Here is a 23,247-nt window from a genome sequence, read left to right on the forward strand (position 1 = left end):
CTCTTTATTAATGTGGATTAAAGAGTATTATGCTACTACTTAGACAATGCTTTTACAATGCTTGGTGGTAATATTACTGTATCAATTACATGTACTACACCGTTTGTTGCTACTACATCAGCCATTGCAACCGTTGCATTATCAACCATTACTTTACCATATCCTTTTTTCAAAGTGATGGTACTTCCTTCCACCGATTTTGCCTTCATGCCATCTTTAATGGATTTCGACATTACTTTACCTGGCACTACATGGTAGGTTAATACTGCTACTAACTTATCCTTGTTCTCAGGTTTTAGAAGCATATCTAATATTCCTTCCGGTAATGCAGCAAAAGCTTCATTAGTTGGTGCAAAAACCGTAAATGGTCCTTCTGATTGTAGGGTTGCCACTAAGTCACCTGCTTTTACAGCTGCTACTAATGTTGATAGGCTCTCAGTTCCTACCGCTAACTCTACTATGTTTTTATCTTGTGCTTTCGTGTTCGTAGTTATGATCATTGCAAGTAAAAGTGCAAAGATCCCCGATTTCATTTTCAATTCTCTCATGATGAATAGTCTAGTCTTGATTATAGTTTATCGACGCTTTAAAAAGCTTTAAACCCAGACTTTCATTCCCGACTGAACATTAAAATTTAATGTTAAACTATTTCACCTGCACTAAGAAACTGATTGGTAGGCAGTTAGGAATCAGAAAGAAATTACTTACTTCTGATTACAGACCATCGATTTCGCTCTCGAAGTCGAACAAACATATAAATAATGGTAGCTGGAATAACGAACCAGAGCATGGCAAATTTAAGATCTGCTGTGAGCGTAGAACCCATTGCATCCATCACTAAATAAGTGAGATAAGTAAAATAGTAGAATAGGAATATGGCCCCGTCGGTTTTGGTAAGGTCTAGTCCCGCTAAGAAAATAGGAATACACGCTATGCTTACTGCAACCATGAAGGGTAAATCAAGATATAAAGCTGCTTCCGATACCTGTAAAACTCCTGGAGCTATAATCAAAGTGAGACCTAATGTGAGGAGTATGTTATAAAGGTTACTCCCCATAACGTTGGCAACGGCTAAATCAGAGTTATTTCTACGAACGGCTGCTACAGAGGTAGCTACTTCTGGCAAGGATGTTCCTATAGAAACGATAGTTAGGCCAATTACGAGTTCAGAGATACCCAAAACACGAGCTAATGTAACCGCACTATCCACCATTAAATCTGAGCCTTTTACAATTAGAGCAAGTCCAATTGCTAATAGACCAAGGTTTTTAATATAAAACCAAGCCCCATCTGCTAGCTCATCGGCGGTGGTATCTGTTTCGAACACCTCCAGCATTTTTTCATCGGCATCTTCTCGTCGAATCTGAATGAATGTGAATACCGAATAAGCCACTAGTCCACCCATTAAAATCATCCCATCCGTTCCGGATAAGCCTCCATCTAGTGCCAAAAAAAATAGCAGCAAACTTACACCAATCACGATGGGCACGTCTATTCGAATAATTCTACGCGTGATATTAAGTCGACCTACTAGGGCGGCAAAACCGAGAATTAGCAAGATATTTGCAATGTTACTCCCGATGATATTACCGAGTACAAGATCAGCACTACCTGTTGTTGCGGCTTGAATACTAATGGCTAGCTCAGGTGCACCTGTAGCAAATGCTACCACGGTTAATCCCATTACAATGGGAGAAATGCCCCATTTCAATCCAAATCGATCTACACCTTTTAGAAATATTTCCGCACCGCCAATTAGCGCTACTAATCCAACAACAAAAAGTAAAATAGTCATAGAGTAATTTATTTGGGTGCAAAGGTACGAGGTATTCAGCACAAAAAAAGCCCTTCGATGAAGAAGGGCTTTAGAGTTTCTATAAGCAAAGTATTTCGATTAGTTCCCTAACCAACGCTTTCTTAATAATTGCTGAACTTGCGTAGCCTCAGGGTTTTCACGAAGCTTGGTTTTAGTAAGTGTAGGTGAACCCACTTTACCAGAAAGGGTTACTTCTTCCCCATCACGAAGTACAACCATTGTAATATCTGTATCTGGTGTCCACTGCATTGAAGCTGGCAGCAAAGCTCGAATGTTGTCTAAGTTATACTCAGTGCCATTTATAGACTTTATTACATCTCCGCCTTCAACACCTAAAGCTTCTAAAGAAGAGTTCAGTTTTATATTGCGGAAGAATACTTCTTTAGATTGAGGATTGGCATCAATGAAGGGAACCTGTCCTTCAAAGAAAAAGGCTGTTTGCACTTCTTCTTGCTCATAATATAATCCTACTTTCTCGAAGAATTCTTCATAATTAATCGGAGTATCGCCCACTACATGTGTTTGTAGAAACTCACCAACTGATGGGTACGTCATTTGAGTGATTTCAGCAATGAGTTTATCATCCTCAAACGGCTGTTCTTTACCGTATTTCTCAGACAATTCTTTCATTAGCGAGAGCATACTACGCTGGCCATTACTTTCTTCACGCATCAAGATGTCGATACACATTCCTATCAATGCACCTTTCATGTACACATTGTAATAGTTCGACGCATACGGTTCATCAATAATAAGCTCACTCATTTTAGTGAAGCTCATTGCATCGTCCATGGTTAGTGAAGTCTCTATTTTTTCCTGAATTTTGTCGTAAAACTCTTGTTCAGTTTGAAGATCTTCATATACTTGGAAGTGGCTGGCGAAGTATTCCGTTACACCTTCATACATCCACAGGTGTTTTGAGAAAGTGGGTGCGTAGTAGTCGAAATAATGAACATCTTCAGAGTGCACACTCAATGGGGTTACGATATGGAAGAATTCATGTGATACTACATCAATCATAGCACTTGCAAGATTCGCCTCTGGCATAGCTTCTGGAAGCACCACTACTGTTGAAGTGTGATGTTCTAAGGCTCCAAAGCCTTGAGGAGCTGTAGGTGACTGAGGAGCTAAATACAGGTAGATGTCGTAACGAGGCGTGCTGTTCATATCACCTAGATATTCTTTTTGCGCCTCCATCATCTTGAAAACAGTATCTTTAATTTTTGCCGCGGTATGTAATCCATTGGGTGAATACACACTCAACACAATTTCGATGTCCCCTACTTGGAATGTCTCCACATCCAAATCTCCATAGAACATTGGGTTGTCAGTGACTTCGAAATAGCGTTCGGCCAAGTAAATATCAGTAGTTACATTCGTTTTGGTATCGGTAGAAGAGGCCGCTACTGGTAGTGCCGAAGTTTTTTTCAGTGAAGAAGGCGCAGTCACTGAAATGGTATAGCTATTGTCTTTGAGCTCTTCGAAATAGCCGATAAAACCATGTAAGTTTAATACAAAATTGTCTTCTTCGATATTCGTCCCAGATGGCGAAAATGGAGTGGGTTTTTCGGTGCCTTCAATATCATAGGTGTCGTTTACGTAGTACCCTATTTTATCCAATTGTTGAGCTGAATCTATAATCCATGTATTGGCATCTTGCTTTGTTGCTGGCAGGCTACTTCCGTCATAAGCTGTTACTACTAAACTATCTACGAAACTACCAAAATCACTAATCGCATAAGTTCCTTGCACTACTTTTGGCAATCGGAAGGTGACTGTGTTCTGAGATAATTTTCCGGGATTCACTTCTACCCAAACTCGGTCGTTGTTAACATTCACTAAGTCTAGGCTGCTTACTATTGCTGTTTGTTCGGCTGGTGCTTCCTGAGTTGAACTTCCAGTCTCTGCCATTTTAGGTGAGCAGGCAGATACTAAGCCAAGAGCAAACACTCCATATAATAGGTGCTTCATTCGTATCATTTTTAATTCTGTTTTATGTGAGAAAGCTTCAAAACGCTTTCATTGATGAATAGTTACGTGATGGTACGAGTTTTAACAGAGATTATCATTGATGATGTATCATAGCCCTATTGTGCTTTATCACTTCGTGTGAATACGAGAAGTCTATGGATCCTCACCAACGAAGTGAAGCGTTGTTATTGGGCCATACTGTTCAAAGCTATTCCCCTACAGATCCTGAATCAAGTTCAGGATGACCACATCTTTTACCTCGTTCCCAACGTCCACGTTGGGAACGCATCCTAGAAGCTCTAGCTTCGCTTATCACGATACTATCCTTAAGCTATCCGATCACGATCTTTCTTAAGCTACAGAAACACAATCACTTTCTCTTCCCCTTTTGTGTGGACAAAAGGGGAGCAAAAACCACCAGCAAGAATTGCTTCGGGCCTTCATTAGCCGCGTCAGGCACAACATGCAATTCCGCTCCGCAATCCTTACGTCGCGGCGCATGTTCTGCTTCTCTGACGCTATGCAAAATGAAGACAATTCCTGCTCAATTCTAACGCTGGAGATGATGGGAGCAAATAAAGTATTTCAGGGTATTAACACTTTTCTCTTTCTTAGCAACCAGTCAACCAATCAAGACGTCACCCCCCTTCTTCAGCAATCGGGAAACGATGAGGGCAGGGTAGAAATAAAAAACCCTCGCACGGTCAAATACGAGGGTTTACTCATATAGATATTAAATTCACTTCATTGTCAATCTAATCTTTACTCCCTCTCTAAAGATTTTAACTTGTTGTACGCGTAGGCTCCCCCTGCTATCGCTAATAACCCTAAGCCACCATCTATAGGAGCTTGTTTCGGGTTAGAAGGAAAAGAAGGAGGCCCTGGTACCCCTTGACTGTAACTCATATTGGATTGAAACAATAAGATTACAATGAATGTGATTGCAACCTGACGTTTGGGTCTCATTCCGTTTCTTTGCTTCGTAATTTTTTAAAAGCGTACGCTCCACCTGCGGCTGCAAGTAAGCCTAAGCCACCGTCGATCGGTGCTTGTGCTGGAGTCGTTGGCATGCCTGGTTGTGCTGCAAGTAAACTAGACAGTAGCAGTAATAATGCGATCGTTATAAAAAAGCTAAATAGATACTTCATAGTTTTAAGATTTGGTCCTAAAAAAGCAGTACCCAACCCCCTCAGGTTGGATACTGTAATCATAGGTGGATTAATGATTATTTAATTAATGTCATCTTTTGGATGAGAGCCTTACCGTTCACTTCTAAACGGTAGATATACATCCCAGAGGCAAGGTCTCTTGCGTTAAAAGTAACCGTATGCCTTCCTGCTGAGGTAAACTCATTATTGATAAGCGTTGCTACTTTTCTACCAAGTACATCGTATACCTCAAGTTTTACTTTCCCAGCCATTGGAACACCAAACTGAATAGCTGTGCTTGGGTTAAATGGATTCGGATAGTTCTGACGAAGCTCAATCGCATCTGGTATGTCAACAACTTCTTCGTTTGAAACGGAAGTACTAGGTTCCATTCTAACTAGATACACTGGTTGCTCACTTGTTGATGCTTTTGCCTTAGCAAGGCTATTTAAATCTGAGTCAGTGGTGGTTTTTACCTTTTTCGTAATCTGAATGGCTTCTTCAATACGAGCATCGTATTCCTGCATGGTTTGCAGATCAACTATCGTAATTTTCCAATCGTCTGGTAATTCAGAACTTTCCCAACTTAGATTAAACGTGCCACCTACATTAGTATTTAGGTAGAATGGAATTTCAATCATCTCGCCAAGCGACTCAGGTACTGTGTTAATTACCATATTCAAGTCATCTACTTTCGAGAAGAGATTTGAATATTGTGCGGATAGTGGTTGTAAGTAATACGCGTCATTTCGATCGGCCCCAATCATTGATTCTGGCATTATGCGAACTGTACTCTTACTCACTTTGTCTGAACCTTCACTAGCTAAGTTAAATGCAAGTGTAGGTATATCCTTCTGTTCGTTTACAGCTTTTAAACCTGCATCCACTACATGGTCATCATATCCTAGTTCAACATTAGCAGTTACTCCTGAAGTAACTAAGCGAACGAAGAACGATTCATATGGACTGATTTGTCCTGAACCAGCTACTACGTATTCACCATTTTGAGTATCCCATCTATAGATGAAGTTACTTGCACTAGCATCCGATCTTTGAATGGTGTTGAGTAGTGAATCTACGCTAATATTCCACCCATAAGGGTTACCCATAAGAGCCCAACCCTCATCGCCATTTGTTGTAGTAGAATTGTCTTTATCTACGTTCTTAATGGTTACTGTAATATTATCGGTAGTAAATGGATTACCGTAATTCGGCAACAGCTTAGGCCATCCACCGTTTGCAGGTGGGTTTCCATCTAAGAAATCATCATCAGCAAATAAATATGCTAACAATCCTTGTCCAGCTGCCAATTTAGTGGTATCCAAATCGGTAGTTATCGGCTCGAAGAAAGCACTATCCTGATTAAAGGTATACAGTGTTGGGCCTGCACCTGGTGCATCTGAGTTAACAGCACCTTGTGTCCATAGACTTCCTAACCAGTCGTTGATTGTAACATCTGTTGGGTTAGATAACATGAACCAACCATTTTGATCAGCCGTATGATGCAACTGTGGATTCGCTTTTAGTGTAGCTACTGCCACTTTTATTGAGTCGCTAAACTGACCTGCATTCAAGCGAATGGTTAACGAATCTGTATTCATTAGGGAGTTAGCATATTTCAGCGAACCTGTTGATGGTAAATATGATTCTGTTTGTGCAGAAGTGATACTTACATCGCCTGAATTGAATACGTTATCACTGTTGTTATCAATGAATAAGGTACCTTCAATGGCTTCATCTAAAGTGATAGTCATCGTTGTATCAATATAGTTGGCCTCGAAGTTGAAGAAGCTACCAGGGATTGTAAGTGTACTATCATTATAGCTGATGAGTGTGGTATCAGGAGTCTGAATTAGATCGAACTCTTTGTAAACCGACATAAACTGGCTGAAGGAAGTAATACCTGTCCAGGTTACCTCACCAGTAGTTGCATTTGCTGAAGAAGCGCCGCCTAAGTCTGTCCAACTACCCGAAGAATTTGAACTTCTTTTGAATAGTTTTATCTGAGATGGCATAGCCGCTTGCTCTGGTGTAATTGCACCAGAACCATAGTTCAGTGTAAGATCAGCTGAGAATGTACCAGGATCTCCATATAAGTTGATCACAAAGTACGTGCCACCAATTGTTGAAGTAACACCTGCTGGGAAGCTATTAGGATCCCCAGATATTTCGGTTACCTGAACATCAACTGGGTTATCGAAACCATCGCCCATAGATAGGGTTGTTTTACCGATGGTTGTTGAACCTGTTTGGAAATCATTGGCTTCCTCTATAGTTCCTTGGCCTATTGGTGCTTCAGAAACTACCCAACCGTTAGAGTTATTGATAAAACCATCCATTTTACCCGTTCCATCGGTAGCCGTGCTTCCACTGCCATCGTTGAACTGTAAGTAAGTACGTAGGTATTTTTGTTGACCTTCGTAGGTGCGGTGCATAAATGATCGTATTTCAGATTCTGTGCGTTTTACATCCCAAATGCGAAGTTCGTCGACGGTTCCATAGAAGTCATTTCCATTAAATCTATGAGCACCTAACCTCCAAGCACTTCCATCAGCAACAAGTAAGTCTGCTGAAACGGTATCTTCAGCAACTCCATTTATGTACAGTGTGAGCAAACCTTTGGTCTCACCAACAACGGCGATGTGATACCAAGCATCCGTTGTAGCAAGAGTTGAACTAGTTGTCTCAATCTTATTTGAAGGTGCTGGACCAGGCCCACAGCACATACTAGTTGGAGCTTCTGGTTCAAAGCCTCCTTCACCACCGCCGCCACCACCAACGCTTGGTTGGTTATGGGATGCGTAAAATTGATTTGAGGCATTAATCCCTATCATTACATCATCACTACTGTAAGAGAGAATCACTTGCTCGGTGTTTAAAGCAGATGGTTTCACCCACATTTCAGTAGTAAAGTTGGCAGGAACATAATCTGTGTTAATATTCACATACTCTGCATAACTCGTATTTGAATCAAATTCAAGAGCACTACCAGCTACTGTTTCGTAGGTGAATTCTTCTGTTCTTGGTTCAGGACCTATAGCACGAGTGTAGCTAAACCCACCGCCACTGCCACCAGAAGACCAAGAAGAGAAGTTAATATCAAAGTATAAGTTTTCTGCTTCTACATACACTACCATATCAGTGCCTTCTATATAATCTCCAATTGCACCTTGAAGAGTATTCTCGAATGTATTAAAAGTTAAGGTAGATAGGTCATCAGTTGTTCCCAATGCCCACAATGTACCTTCTGGTGAGGATGAACTTGAATAGCTAGTTTCGAATGCCGCATTGTAAAAACCTCTGTCATCACCTCTGGTAAACCAAACCGTTTCGGAAACCTTGTCCTGATTAGCAGGATCGGTAGCGTCGGCATAATTAGCTTTCGTAAAGGTAAAGGTAGAATCATTTTTACTCCAGATGGTTGGTGGAGGTGCTGTTGTAAAGCTACCAACAGCAGTTGAAGCTGTTAGTATTTTTTCAGCTCCCGGCAACCCATTCATCTCGAATATTTCTACATAGTATTCCGTCTCAGCTTGAAGTCCTGAAACAGCCGTTGAGTTTGCAGCACCGGCATAGATTACATAATTACCAGTGCCTAATTGAGTTCCAGAACCAAATACTGGATGCGGGTTATAATTCGCGCTATCAGCAGGGATAGCATCCACAGCACTTGCTTCCTTAAGAACTACCAGGCGACGATTGCCATCTCCATTTGTCCAGCTTATTACTGAAGATGTAGCCGTTGAATTAGCTGATATATTACTTGCTGCTAGAGTTGGTGTTGTTGCAATAACCTCTTCATTTAATGCCGTAAGTAATACTCTATTCCCCGCAGCATTATAGTCGGCCGCATGGGTAATTACATCTAATGCCGCATCACCATTTACATCTACAAATACGAGATCGTTAGGGAACGAACCATAACTATATGGAGAAGAATTTGGATATTTGAATAAACTTTGGTTTCCAAATACTGCACTACCATTGTTGTATGCAAACAGAATTTCTTGACCTCCAGTGAGATCATTTTCGTAGTATATAACAATGTCTATATCATTGTCGCCATCTATATCTTTTACATACACATCATTCAAGAAAGCATTGGCATCTAGACCATAATCGTTTGCCGTTCCGAAGGTACCATCACCATTGTTTACTAATACTGTGAAGGCATAACTATCAGAACGCATTACTATTACATCATTGAAGCCATCACCATTGAAATCAGCAATTCTAATTTCCTCTGGATCAGTACCCACTTCGTACATGGCCGTACCTTCAAAGGAGCCCAATGAATTGGTCATTACCAGTAACTTAGACTGCCCTTTTTCAGTGGCTAGGATATCAATATCCCCATCGTTGTCGATGTCGCCTGCGGCAATATGATCTGAATTAAAGCCTGTACCTGAACTTTCATGTTGCATTGTAGAATAACCACTGGTTGGGAAACTAAAATCACCAGCTCCAAACTTATAATACATTAGTTGGCTTCCTTGTAAATGGATTATATCAGGGTAACCGTCACTGTTAATATCTGCCAAGATATGTTCATAGTTCGAAAAAGTAACTGTGCTAATCGTATCAGCAATAGAGAATACACCCGTACCGTCATTAGAAAACAAGTGATTATCACCATATGGCTTGGATACGATATCTACATCTCCATCGCCATCAATATCATCAAGCATGAGCTTCTCAGTGCTAGATATCGCAATAGTAGAGGAATGACTGTAAGTACCTGCCGTATTTTTGAATACTTCAATAGACGAACCATTATTCGCTATCAAATCAATGTCACCATCGTTATCTACATCGGCACCTCGCATAATGCTTAAACTAGAGTATGCACTCACATCGGTTGAGTCTCTATAAACAAAGGTACCAAAACCAGAAGCAGCGGTTGTGAACGAACTAATAAATGGTTGGAAGAGTTTTACACCATCCAAATTTGTTACGTTTGTACTTACAGTAATAATTAACTCTTCACCTACTTTAAAATCAGTATTAGGGTTAATGGTAAGCGTTTTTGTACCTGCGCTGTAAGTATACACCGCATCTATTACACCTGAAGTAGTACTTCTAACATGTACGTTACTACTAGTAAGAGTAGCTGGGTCCATGTCTTTGCTGAAGGTGATGGTCACATTATCTGACACCGTAATTCCTAATGCATTAGGTGCTGGAGTTGCCGACACAACTTCAACTTTAGGCATATTCAAGGTCGTTTTAATGGTACTACTTTCACCATATACCAAGTCTAATGCCCCATCTTTGTTTAAGTCAAGCAACTCAAAATCAGACATATAACCACCAAAGTTTATTTCTTGGAAGCTAGAAAATGATCCAGATCCATCATTAGGGTATGCCATTAATCGTTGTGAATCGCGGATTATGATGTCTAAATCTTCATCTCCATCAAAATCATAGAGTTTGATGTCTCGAACAGAAGAAGCAACGCTTTGAGAAGCACTAAATACTCCACTTCCTTGATTTAACATTACAGTGAATGCGTCTCCATCATTATCAGACACCACTAAATCTAGAGCCCCATCACCATTCAAATCACCAGTTCTTAGGTAACTCGGCCTATTTGTAACAGCATAACTAACGCGAGCGGCGAAGGTGCCTGAACCGTCATTTTTTAATACAGATATGGTGTTATCATTGTAATCCGAACTAACCAAATCTATATCACCATCACCATCTACATCAAAAGCTTCTAAGCGATCTGGGCTATTTCCAAATGCCATTGAAACTGTGCTTTGAGTAAATGTTCCATCTTGATCGTTGGTTAACTTGATCAGGTTTTGAGTAGAGTTTCCAGCAAGCAGAATATCAACATACCCATCCGCGTCAATATCCTTCACATCAATTCCGTAAGCTAAATCTCCCGTTAATGTAAACGATTCAACCAACGTTAAACCGCCTACACCATCGTTTGAATAGGTTAAGATATTAGTATTTGAAGATACCCTTTGAGTAATAACTACATCAAAATCACCATCATTATCCATATCGGCTACTTTCAATGCGATGGGTGAATTATTCGAAATAGTAGTTGTATCCACAGTGCCAAATCCACCATTCCCATCATTAAAAGCAACAGATATAGCATATGGCCAGTTTATTCCATTTACTATATCTAGATCACCATCACCGTCCATGTCGGCCGTAGCCATGGTTTGAATTTTCATAGAACCTGTAAGATTATAAGTCGCTTCACTTAGGTAAACTTCAGCCGCATAATTCTTCACTGTAAATGAGTAGCTCACTTCATCTTCTAGATTCAAGCCTTGGGTTGAACTAATTGCTTGAGATAGTGTTACAATGATTTCTTCCCCTGGATTAAGTGTATTTGTTGGATCAAAAGAAATTGTATTTGTTCCTCCTGTATAACTTACTGAACCATCAATACTCCCTGTTTTGGAACCATAAACGGTTACATTGGTTGAGTTTACAGTAGTAGGATCCAAGCTTGTATTAAAAGCTACCTCAATGTTTGCAGAGGTGTCTGCAGATAGGCTATACACATCCGGCGTTCTAGAAACAATCGCTGGCTGAACACCACCAAGGTGAACAGAAAGTTGCCCTGTATTATAGTTAGCACTCAATACATCTGTAACTCCATCTTTGTTTACATCAGCAAGGGCAATCGACTTGGGAGCATCTCCTGAAGAAATGATTTCCGTTTCAGTTAATGAAGCAGAACCATCATTTGTAAGAACTACAAAATTATCGTTAGTACTATTTGCTAACACAACATCTAAGTCTCCATCACCATCTATATCCATAGCTTGAAGGTCATCAGCTACGAAATATTCGGTCAAAGACGTTTCGGCTTTAGCTGCAAAGGTACCATCACCATTATTTTGGTAGTATGCAATTTTCCCGGCTATAGAAACGACAGCATCTAAATACCCGTCGCCATTAAAGTCGCCCGTTCTAACTGCACCTGCAACTGCATTCAACGTATAAGTATTTGTTGAAGGAGTGCTGGTGCCAACATTCGAGCTGGTTTTAAAAGTTGAAATACCGGCATTATTATCTACATAAGCAGCATCTAATATCCCATCGTTGTTTAAGTCAACTACTTCTACATTTATGTCGCTTGAACTCAAATTCCATTCTGTTGAGAAAGTACCTGTTCCATCGTTCATTTGACGTCTCAATGAACCTGAACTTGAATAGATGATGTCTAGATCGCCATCAACATCTAAGTCAGCAAGGGTTATATCAGTACCAATCCCTGAAATAGATTGGGTAGTACGTGCAGAGAATGTTCCGCTTCCTGTACCAGTAAATACCGATACCAATGATTCATTAGCTACAGTAACGATATCTAAGTTACCATCACCATTTACATCTCCAGCATCTAAAGCTGTTACTTCATTACCGGCGTAATATTGAGTTGCCGCTCCGAATGTACCATCACCGACTCCTAATAAAATAGAAATACTATCAGCTGTGAAGTTAGCAGTTGCTACATCCTCAATACCATCAGCATTAAAATCCCGAACAACGATATCATCCGCACCAGATCCCGCAGCGTATGCTGTACCTGCACCATAAGATCCTCCAGACCCTGCACTGCTCAAGAATGCAAAAGTAAATGGATTCTGCATTGCAGCACCTGTGCTACTTTCAACATTTCCATTCGCGCTTACTTTGATGAGCTCACCAGCAAGAAAAGTTGAATCTGCTGTAATAGTCACTGTAGAATCTAATGATGAATAGCTATACAAAGCTGAATATGACCCTCGAATAGATCCTGTTACTTGAATACTACTCTCATCTAAAGTAGTAGCGTTTATAGCATCATTAAATTTTAGAGTAATGCTACTAGCAGCACCAATGCCAAACGTACCATTTTGTGGTGTACCCGATGCCACTTCAGGCCCTGTGTACGCTTCCACAACTGAGAAAGTACCATTCCCATTAGCTGTGATAAGATCTAAATCACCATCATTATCAACATCAGCTGATGTTATATGATTACCATATGTTGAGTTTAAACTAAATGTAGACTCCGTTAAAACTCCAGTGCCGTCATTCGATAATATGGATAGGTTATTGCCAACACCATTTGTTACCACCGCATCTTGATCACCATCTGAATCCACATCCAGTGCTGTTATCCAAGTAGGTGAAGTTCCTACAGTGGTGGTATTTGTACCGATATATGAGGCCCCAAATTGGTCGTAATTAACATCCACTCGGTTTACATCAAGTGCCAATACCATAGCGTCAACTCGTCCAGTGGTGCCATTTACATTTGCGGTAGCTAAGGCAACTGGATTTGTTCCAACACTCCAAGAAGAACCTGAAGTAAGTGTACCACTACCATCATTCGTGAACTCCTGAAGTAAACTTGAGGTACCAATTACAACAAGTATATCAATATCGTTATCATAATCGGAATCAACGGCTTTTAAAGAAGAAACACTTGCACCCGTGGCAACGCCCTTTTCAGCATTAAAAGATCCCGTTCCGTCATTTAGAAAAACATGTAGACTGTCCGAATCAATATTGGATTGAATAATGTCTACAAAGCCATCACCATTCATGTCTGCGGCAACTTGAGATTTTGCCGGCGATTGCATTAAAGTGCCATAATCTGTTCGAGCTGCAAAGGTACCTGTTCCACTACCATTGTTTAAAAATACCGACAAACTGTTCGCAGCATTGTTCGCAGTTACAATATCATTATCACCATCCTTATCAACATCAACCGTTGATAGTTCAAAAACCGACTGATTGGTAGCTAAATCAGTCCCTGCACCATAAGTCCCATCTCCATTGTTAATGAACACAGTAACCACATTTTGGAGAGGTGTTGCAATCACTAAATCGAGATATCCATCTTCGTTTAAATCAGCTACAGAAGTGTAGTTTGCATAGTTTCCTGCACCTTTTACGGTATAATCAACTGGAGCTTTAAATTCACCAATACTATTGTTGGTAGTTTTAAAACCGTAATAATAAGCACTAGCTAATGGGGTATTATCTGTAGCATCTTGTGCTCCGGTAGTAATCATAACACTAATTTCTTCCCCAACTTTAAAATCTTGAGAAGGGTCGAATGTTATTTGATTTCCACTTGTGCTAAAAGCACCGCTATATATGGTGCCGAAGTTTCCAGTTACAATAATGGTTGAAGTGTCGATAGTGGCCATATCCATGGCTTCACTAAAAGTAATTACAATATTAGCGTCGGTGCTAATATCGTTACTATGCTTTAGTGGCGATACGGCTGTTACTGCAGGTTGAGCTAACCCACTAAACACCGTAATTATGGCCAAAAATACCGTTCCGAATAGCTGTTTCATTTTAATAAGACTAAGATGTGATAGGGATTCAATGAATGATTCAATGAATTTCGAAATGATATAGATGTACTAATCTGAGGGCGCAGTACTAGCGTTAAATCCTCAGTATTTGATGGGCTTTTAAACTCGTAATGAGTTAAACCAGTTGTTATACAATCCATAGCAATAAGCAATCCATTGTTTATCGCGCCTGGTTTAGATGAACTCCAAGTTATCTATGAGTGGTGGTATCTCGTACCACCGTGTGCTTTCACATCCTTCAGCTGATAGAATCCTTTACAGTACTCTTAATTGCTGATTCACTTATGGTAGTCTCTCATTTGCTCCCCACAAGCGTTGTGATACCCATAGAATAAACTGTACCCCTAAAACCAATACGCTAGTATCAAATTACTAGCCACAAGTTTCTCAATTAGATAGGCTCGTTCAATAGATAAGACTACTCAATCGTATAGGCACTTGTACTCATACACCAGCTTATAACATCATATAAGCACTTTTTAATTAATGAGTTATAAAACCAAAACTGGCAAACTTTTTTAACCTTATATCTATATTACTTACATAAACAACCCATAAAAAAAGCCTCCAACATCAAGATGCTAGAGGCTTTAATTTTTTCCTAGACAGGTATTATTTAATCAAGGTCATTCTATGCGATTTCACAAAATTTCCTGTGCTAATGCGATAGATGTAGATCCCAGAAGCTAAGTTTCTTGCATCAAAGGTTACTTGATGCCATCCTGCACTTCGGCGTTCGTTATTTAACAAGGTGGCTACCTTACGGCCTAGAAGGTCGAACACCTCTAAGCGCACTTCGCCTGCTTGGGGTACACCAAATCTAATCACCGTGGTTGGATTAAATGGATTTGGATAATTCTGCATTAGGTCGAACTCAGATGGGATATCCACTACCATATCTTCAGAGCTCGTGAACATCGGGCTTGAATGCACTTCCACGGTATCTAGAGCTACGATATTATCAATGTTAGCCACTTGTATAGCCACAAAGAAGGTATCGGCATAAGCTGGAGCTGTAATAGCTAGTTCTCCACTGTTGGTATCGAAGCCTATGGTTTGCAATGAATCTGAGACTACACTAAAACTGAATTTAAGGGCATTGTCAGGAGTGGAAACATCGCTTACATAATCCCAAAGCTGTAGGATGCGGGTATCTTCAGTTAGGATCTCAAATGGTTCTGGAAGTGGTGAAAATACAGGCTCGTCATCTACACCTTCTTCCCCACCCCACGATACTACAATGTTACTCGACTCACGCAAGGCTCTGAGTGCTGTAGCCCCTTCACTGTTAAGTTCAATACTTCCAATATTGATACTTTGTACGGCGGAGTTCACTTTGTCTTTCCACCCCACAAACATCTTACTCACATTATCAGAGCTCATGCCTGAACCCACCAGGAATCCAGAGATTGAATCTGGGGCCGAAGAATTTACTTTGGCTTGAGTACTAGATGTATCAGGGGCATTATCAAAATACTGCACGCTCGAAATATCCCAGGAACTTATGTCCTGATTGAAGGATTCCGCCCCTTGGAACATACTCGCCATGTTGGTGACCTGTGAGACATTCCAATTCAAGCTGCTAACTACTTCTTTGCCATTACCCACCTTTGTTTTTTGGCCGGGTCTATTTCCATTATCGAAAGATGATGCACCATTAAACATACCATTCATATTAGTTACATTTGATACATCCCAGTTACTAAGGTTTTGATTGAATGAGTTTGAGCCGTAAAACATATGTTCCATATTTCTCACAGAAGAAACATTCCAACTTGAGATATCGGCATTAAATGCACTTTTACCCCACAAAACTAAGGCATATTCTTTTCTATAAAACATTCTACTCATATCAGTTACCTTCGATACATCCCAGTTTGAAATATCTTGATTGAAGTCTGTAGCATTAAGAAACATTTCACTCATGTTAGTTACATTTGAAACATCCCAATTTGAAATGTCTTGATTAAATGGAACCGCTATGAGACCATGACAAAATGACGACCCATAAAAGATATGAGGCTCACAATAATAGTCTATGATTCTACCTGAAAACATTCCAGCCATATTAGTAACACTAGAAACATCCCATGAACTAATATCTTGGTTAAAATCCCTAAAGACATATTTTTTGCCCCCTCCTGACAAATTAACTTGAACCGGTCTAAAGAGGTTACTCATATCTGTAATACCTGTAGTAACTGATGTAACAAACTCAGGATTATTCACATCTTTGTTTCTAAGTGATTCCAAGCCTGCACGATCACGCTTAGTATGTATCACCGGTTCTCCATCAATGATCACAAACCCTTGCTCGTTAATCTCCGCATCTGGTGCTTTGATGGTTACTCCATTTTCTGCGAAGTAAAAGTTATTGTACAGTTCAACGTTCTCCTTACCTGTTTCAAGTACACTTAATTCAGGGATTTCTACTTCAACTGAAATATTGAAATTAACACCAGTGGTATAATTTAATTTTATATCTCTAGTTTCTAATTCCCAATAACTGCTATCCGCATTAAAACTTGGAGCTACAAATCCTGTTAAGTTGGTACTATCTGCTAGATTAATTGCTGTCCATGTAAAATTTGCTTCACTATCTGAAAGTGGAACATCATCCCCTAAAACATCCATAATTAATACGGAATCTACGGAAAATCGATCGTTGCGAGCTATCAAATCAATCTTGCTGAGCCCAATACCACCATCAATGATAGTCCAGTTAAAAGCATCGATTATTTTCTGGCGACTCTGCTCAGATCTTCGAGAATAGTTAGTACTGTCAACATCTAGGGTTAGGTTCATTGGTAACGTTTGTTCCGACCATTTGATGAGTAGAGAATCATAATTGATAATTGAAAGTGCAGTTCCTTCTAAGAAACCTTGAGACCCCGCTTGCATGAATTCTACTGAACCAATTTGCCAGTCACCCAGATTCTGATCAAAAGCTGAGGCGTTGTTCAACATGTTTCTCAGATCAGTAACTTTACTCACATCCCAACCAGAAATATCCTGATTAAAGGAAGTGGCAAACTGGAACATGTCTCGCATAGTAGTCACATTGCTAGTATTCCAACTTGATACATCACCATTGAAAGCTGTTGCACCGTCAAACATAAAACTCATGTCGGTAATCGTTGATACGTCCCAATTATTAAGGTCAGCATTCAACTTTTCAGCAGCAAAGAACATAGCTGCCGTTGATGTTGCGTTGCTAAGATCTGGAGCATCTGTGGCATTGTATACCATATTTCGAGCCCAAGCGAACATTCGAGTCATGTCTTCCCATTGAATTGAACCCCAGCTTTCTAACGAGATCAATTGATCAAGATCCCCATCCACTTCTGCATTCATGTGTGGAAACACTCCACCGATCATAACTGTATAGGTTCCGGCATTTGCATAGGTATGCATAGGATCAGGATCATCTCCAGTGACGGTTTCTATTGTACCATCACCCCAATCAATGATGAAATCGAAGTCTGTGATCTCAGTTCCGCCACCAGTTGGAATAGTAACCGTCTCGTTGGGTGAAGTGGTTTGCCAGCGAGTTGTAAATTCAGAAGAGGAACCACCATCGTTAATTGTCCAGCCAAGGTCTGTAAGACTATTATAGCTTGAAGTGGAAATGATTGAACGCAAAGAATTACCAAACGAAATCTTAATATTACTATTGGCTGTAACCTTTTCAGCCCATCCTATAAGCGTGGAATCATAATTTGAAGTAGATAACTCGGCATCCTGCTTAAAGCCAATTTCTATTTGAACTGTAGATGAGCCAATAGTACCAAAAAAGTCAAAGGTGTCTACGTTTTGGATATTCCAATTCCCAAGGTTTTGATCGAAGGATTCGGTAGCTGCGAACATTCCACCCATATTGGTCACGGAGCTTACGTCCCAACCTGAAATATCCTGATTGAAGTCTTTAGCTCCGGCAAACATCAGCTCCATATTTGTAACAGAAGATACATCCCAACCTGAAATATCTGAGTTAAATGAAGACTGAATGCCTAGGGAGAAAAACATATTTTCCATACTACTTACAGAAGATAGATCTGGAGTATCCAGGTTTCTAAACTCCAGACTGTCTGCCCCTGCAAACATCGATGCCATACTTTCCCATTGAATATCTCCCCATAGAACTACACTGCGAAGATTTGAAATAGTTGCTCCTTCCGCGCTTGCATTCATTTCAGGGAATATGCCTGCAATTCTAATGGTTTCGGTACCAAACTCTGAATAAGTGTGAGTAATAACCGGAGCGTCACCTACAAATCGTTCAACCGTTCCGTCACCCCAATCAACTACTACATCAAAATCTGTGATATTCTCACCACCAACAGTACCTAACTGTATAGTTGGCTGTTCTGTACTAGTTACCCAGGTGGTAACAAACATATTGTATCGACCCCCATCGGTCAGTGTCCACCCTTTAAATCCAGTTAGATTATCATGAGCTGCTGAAGCGGGGCCATATTTTGCAGAGCCTACATTCAACGAAAGATTTTCAGGCAGGTTAGCTAACTGATTCCATTTATGAAGGAGCATGTCATAATTCTGTTGAGAAAAACTACTTCCTTGTAGAAAACCGAAAGATCCGTTATCCAAGCGGGTGGCGCTACTTATGTTCCAATCGCTTATATCTTGATCAAAAGAAGCAGCATTCAAAAACATTGCCCCAAAGTCGGTTACCTTGCTTACGTCCCAATTTGCTAAAGGCTGATTGAAAGCAGCCGCATTTGCAAACATACCAAACATGTTTGTAACAGCGCTAGTATTCCAAGTGGAAACATTGCCGTTAAAAGAATCGGTATCCTGGAACACTCCTTGCATATTGGTTACAGCAGATACATTCCATTGACTTAAGTCCTGATTCAAGGAATCCGCATTCTGGAACATTTCCTTCATATTGGTCACACTAGATACATCCCAAGTGGTAATATTGCCATTAAATATGGTGGCTCCATCAAACATAAAACTCATGTCGGTGATGGTGGAGGTATTCCAACTACTTAAATCTCCATTCACTTTTTCAGCGGCAAAAAACATTCCCGCAGTTGAAGTAACGTTCGACAGATTAGGTGCATCTGTGGCATTGTATACCATATTTCGTGCCCAGGCGAAGGTGTTCACCATGTTTTCCCATGCATTATTACCCCATTGCTCAATAGAAGATAATTGATTCAGATCTCCATCTGCACCCGCATTCATGTAAGGGAAAGTCCCTTCTATTTGTATGGTATGTGTACCCGCTGTAGCGTAAGTATGGGAAGGATCCGGATCATCGCCTGTAAATCGCTCAATAGAACCATCGCCCCAGTCAACAGTAAAATCAAAATCAGTAATTTCTGTGCCACCAGTTGTTGGGATAGTTACTGTTTCATCTACACCCGTAGTAGTCCATGTAGTGATGAAAGCATTTGCAGGGTTTACGGAGAGAACTTCGTTCACGGTTACATTAAATGTGTTTGCAACTGAAAACTCACCATCACTTGCGCTTACTGTAATGTTTGTAGTTCCAAATTTGTCTTGTTGAGGATATAAGCTCAATGTATCAGATCTAAATAAACCAATAACAACGGTTGGATCATCTATTGCAGTAACAGAGTAAGACAATAATTCTGATGCTGTTTCCGGGTCTTTAAAATTTGGACTTACAATTATTTTGTATTCCCCAGAGTTTTCATCAACTACCACATCCGAAATTGGCGTAGTTACAAAAGGCGTCTCGTTAGCATTGGTAACTGTAATAGTCAAGGTAATGGATGAAGTATTATTCACTTCTTGGCCATCATCGGCCTGAACAATTACTTCATATTCATTGTTACCATCTGCATCAGCAGGATTTTCGAAATCAGGTACAGCTTTAAATGTTAGAATACCTGTAGAAGCATCGATATTAAATAAACTACCATCTGTCCCTCCTGATATGGAGTAGGTCAATCCTTCATCCGCAGCACCCCCGTTTCCATTGTTGGCAAAAACATCAATGACTGTGCCCGTACCGTTCTCGGCAAATGTAGTAGTTCTTGGAGTGCCGGGTGCCAGGCTGTACTCTACGATCGCTATACCATTTTCTCCAATCACAAACAGCTTTGTGCCATCTCCGTTGAAGGTGAGACCAAGTGGGGATATCTCCTCGTTGCCTACGGAAAATTCCTCTTCCGCACCTTTATACACCGCCGTGGATACATCCCAAGCTACCCCCAACGTGTACTCTACTACCGCATCGCCTGATGGTCCTATTATAAACATCTTCGTGCCTTCCCCGTTGAAGATGAGACCATATGGAATTGTCTCCTGAGCTCCTATTGAAAATTCCTCCTGCATTCCCGCATATACCGCCGTGGATACATCCCAGGCCACCCCCAGACTGTACTCTACTACTGCATCATCATTAAATCCAATCACAAACATCTTTGTACCGTCCCCGTTGAAGGTGAAGTCGGTTGGGATTGTCTCCTGGGCTGATACGGAAAATTCTTCTTCCGACCCTCCATACACTGCCGTAGATACATCCCAAGCTACCCCCAGGGTGTACTCTACTACCGCATCGCCTGATGGTCCTATTATAAACATCTTTGTACCGTCCCCGTTGAAGGTCAAGCCAGTTGGGTCTGTCTCCTGGGCTATTACGGAGAACTCCTCCTCCGCTCCCGCATATACCGCCGTGGATACATCCCAGGCCACCCCCAGCGCGTATTCCACTACCGCATTGCCCGATGGTCCTATTATAAACATCTTTGTGCCGTCCCCATTGAAGGTGATGCTGCGAGGGGTTGATTCTTGGGCTCCTACGGAAAATTCTTCCGCCTCTCCTGCGTGTAACGCCGTCGATACATCATAGCTCTCGGCAAATACCGGGGCTTTGTTGGCTTCATTAACAGTAACTACAAAAGAGTCATCTACACTAAGCTCTCCATCACTTCCTCTCACCGTAATATTTGCTACCCCGAATTGGTTAGTCTGATAATCGAGAGTTAGTGCAGAGTCATTAATTGTTGCTGTTACCAAAGTAGGATTGTCATTTACTTCTACCGTGTAGATTAGTGAACCTGAAGTAGTCTCCACGTCGCTGAAGTTGGTGCTTAGGTCTATGACGGTGTTTGCTGCGTTTTCATCAACCGTTACATCAGCAATTGGTGTGCTTACAACAGGTGCATCATTTACAGCATTTACCGTAAGTACGAAACTATCTTGTACGCTTAATCCTTCATTATCTTCAGCTTGAACGATAATGGTTGAAGTACCTGAAGAATCTGCTTTGAGTGAAAGTGTTAAAAGATCCGTTACATTATCTATAGAAGCTGAAATTAAAGTGGTATCACTATTTGAGATCAACGTGTAGGTAAGTTCACCTGCAGCTTCCTCTCCATCTGCAAACACCGTTGTTAAATCTATAGTACTATCCGCGGCATCTTCATTTACTGCAAAGTCGGCAATGGCACTTGCTACAACTGGTGGTGTATTTCCTGCAGGCACCTCCACATAACTACTAGATGCTGCGCTGCCTGTATTGGTTCCATCACTCGGTACTACGTCCACGCGTAGGAACTTCCCTGCATCGGCTGCAGCTACGGTGTAGCTTGTCACAGTAGCCCCTGCTATCAGTACCGCATTGGTTCCCACTCCATCATCGGCCCGGTACCACTGAATGGTGGTCCCTGATTCTACATCTCCTTCGGTATCGTTGTAATCATAACTTACCGTTAGCACATCCCCTTCCGCAGGCGGTTGTGCAGGGTTCGAGGTATTACTCACAACAACATTCGTTGCTGTTGGCGCAAAGTTAGCCGGACCAAAGCCTAGATTTCTCAACCCAGGATACCCATCCATCTGCCACGTCCCTGTAAAGTCCCAGCCCGTAAAGGTGCTTTGGGTTTGCATTTCGGTAGTGGTTTTTGCCGTACCCCCTGCACTACTGGCTTGGCCAGTGGTCATGGAATCCCAATAACTACTGTTGTAGGTATTGCCTAGCGTCTCCAATGTGTAATCATCTTCAAAACCCACCAGACCTCCTAGGTTCACCGCCGAGACATCCCCACTTACCGCTCCAGTTGCATATGAATTGGTTATGGTTACCCCTCCAAATACGGCCCCTACTAAACCTGCAACATCATCGTAGCCACTTACCGCTCCGGTTGCATAACTATCACTGATGGTTAGGGAAATACCGCCACCGGCACCCCCAACTAAACCACCCACTTGTGACCCAAATCCTGTCGACTCTGTAACACTCCCGGTTGCATAACTCTCCGAAATACTTCCACCATCCATATAACCAACTAATCCACCATAGTAAGCAAACCCACCGGTTCCCACTACTGTGGCCGACGACCAAGCATGGCTCAAATTCCCCGCAAATTGATTCCCTATCACACCACCTACATTATCTCCACCAGTTACAGTACCTGTAACGAATACTGAGTCGATTACTGGAAGGGTATCCATTTCGGGGTTCCCAACAACCGTTCCGCCTATCAGTCCTCCAACATTCGTAAACCCAGTGATGTCTACATTCGCCAAGCCTACGTTTTTAATAACCCCAGAGCTCCCCAAATATTTAAATAACCCTACCCCTGCACTATCCGCTTGACTCATATACAATCCAAGTATAGTATGGCCACCTCCATCAAAGGTGCCTGTAAAAGCTACGGGCATAAAGGTACTCGTGTCGTCATAGCCGATGGCGATCCAGCCAGCCCCCGCATTCCAGAAATCCCCCGAAGGATCTCCTGTGGCTGTGCTTAAGTCAAGATTTCCCGTCATGATAAAATGACTGTCGAGATAATTCCTAACGTTGTCAAGATCAGCCGCAGTTGCAATCTGATACGGATCGGCTTGCGTTCCCGAACCTCCCGAAAATTGAGCCAAGGCTGGATTAACCCCAACCATGAGTAGTATAAATATCGTTTTATATATGAGTGTAATCGCCTTTTTCATAAAATGCGTATTTGGTTATTTA

The 23,247-nt window shown here is 41.2% G+C and carries 7 protein-coding genes; all 7 read right to left on the minus strand.

The window, feature by feature from the left end; translation table 11 throughout:
- Positions 1-35 precede the first annotated feature (35 nt).
- Complete coding sequence (locus B155_RS0104400) at positions 36-548, minus strand: fasciclin domain-containing protein (RefSeq protein ID WP_018127033.1); 513 nt, start codon at positions 546-548, stop codon at positions 36-38.
- Positions 549-700: 152 nt separating this feature from the next.
- Entirely contained in the window at positions 701-1,795 is a 1,095-nt protein-coding gene (locus tag B155_RS0104405) for a calcium/sodium antiporter (protein ID WP_018127034.1), read from the minus strand.
- Between the two features lie 99 nt (positions 1,796-1,894).
- The gene (locus B155_RS0104410; protein ID WP_018127035.1) at positions 1,895-3,787 is read right to left on the minus strand and encodes a M61 family metallopeptidase; all 1,893 of its coding nucleotides are present in this window, start codon (positions 3,785-3,787) and stop codon (positions 1,895-1,897) included.
- A gap of 762 nt (positions 3,788-4,549) precedes the next feature.
- Positions 4,550-4,753, minus strand: coding sequence for a PID-CTERM protein-sorting domain-containing protein (locus B155_RS14095; RefSeq protein WP_018127037.1), 204 nt, complete (start codon positions 4,751-4,753; stop codon positions 4,550-4,552).
- A complete protein-coding gene (locus B155_RS0104425; protein WP_026167195.1) occupies positions 4,750-4,935 on the minus strand; it encodes a PID-CTERM protein-sorting domain-containing protein in 186 nt (61 codons plus the stop codon). The genes B155_RS14095 and B155_RS0104425 overlap by 4 nt, the downstream gene beginning before the upstream one ends.
- A gap of 77 nt (positions 4,936-5,012) precedes the next feature.
- Positions 5,013-14,261 carry an FG-GAP-like repeat-containing protein gene (locus B155_RS0104430; protein WP_018127039.1) on the minus strand — a complete coding sequence of 3,083 codons (9,249 nt, stop codon included), beginning with the start codon at positions 14,259-14,261 and terminating at the stop codon, positions 5,013-5,015.
- Positions 14,262-14,894: 633 nt separating this feature from the next.
- On the minus strand, positions 14,895-23,177 hold the full coding sequence (locus B155_RS14010) for a BspA family leucine-rich repeat surface protein (RefSeq protein ID WP_018127040.1): 8,283 nt from the start codon (positions 23,175-23,177) through the stop codon (positions 14,895-14,897).
- Between the last annotated feature and the right edge of the window lie 70 nt (positions 23,178-23,247).

The sequence above is a fragment of the Balneola vulgaris DSM 17893 genome, from assembly GCF_000375465.1.
Lineage (GTDB): Bacteria > Bacteroidota > Rhodothermia > Balneolales > Balneolaceae > Balneola > Balneola vulgaris.

Excerpts from the sequence above, each read along its gene's own strand:
- B155_RS0104405 (WP_018127034.1), bottom strand. The coding sequence starts at position 1,795 with ATGACTATTTTACTTTTTGTTGTTGGATTAGTAGCGCTAATTGGCGGT.
- B155_RS0104430 (WP_018127039.1), bottom strand. The coding sequence starts at position 14,261 with ATGAAACAGCTATTCGGAACGGTATTTTTGGCCATAATTACGGTGTTT.
- B155_RS14095 (WP_018127037.1), bottom strand. The coding sequence starts at position 4,753 with ATGAGACCCAAACGTCAGGTTGCAATCACATTCATTGTAATCTTATTG.
- B155_RS14010 (WP_018127040.1), bottom strand. The coding sequence starts at position 23,177 with ATGGTTGGGGTTAATCCAGCCTTGGCTCAATTTTCGGGAGGTTCGGGA.
- B155_RS0104410 (WP_018127035.1), bottom strand. The coding sequence starts at position 3,787 with ATGAAGCACCTATTATATGGAGTGTTTGCTCTTGGCTTAGTATCTGCC.
- B155_RS0104400 (WP_018127033.1), bottom strand. The coding sequence starts at position 548 with ATGAGAGAATTGAAAATGAAATCGGGGATCTTTGCACTTTTACTTGCA.
- B155_RS0104425 (WP_026167195.1), bottom strand. The coding sequence starts at position 4,935 with ATGAAGTATCTATTTAGCTTTTTTATAACGATCGCATTATTACTGCTA.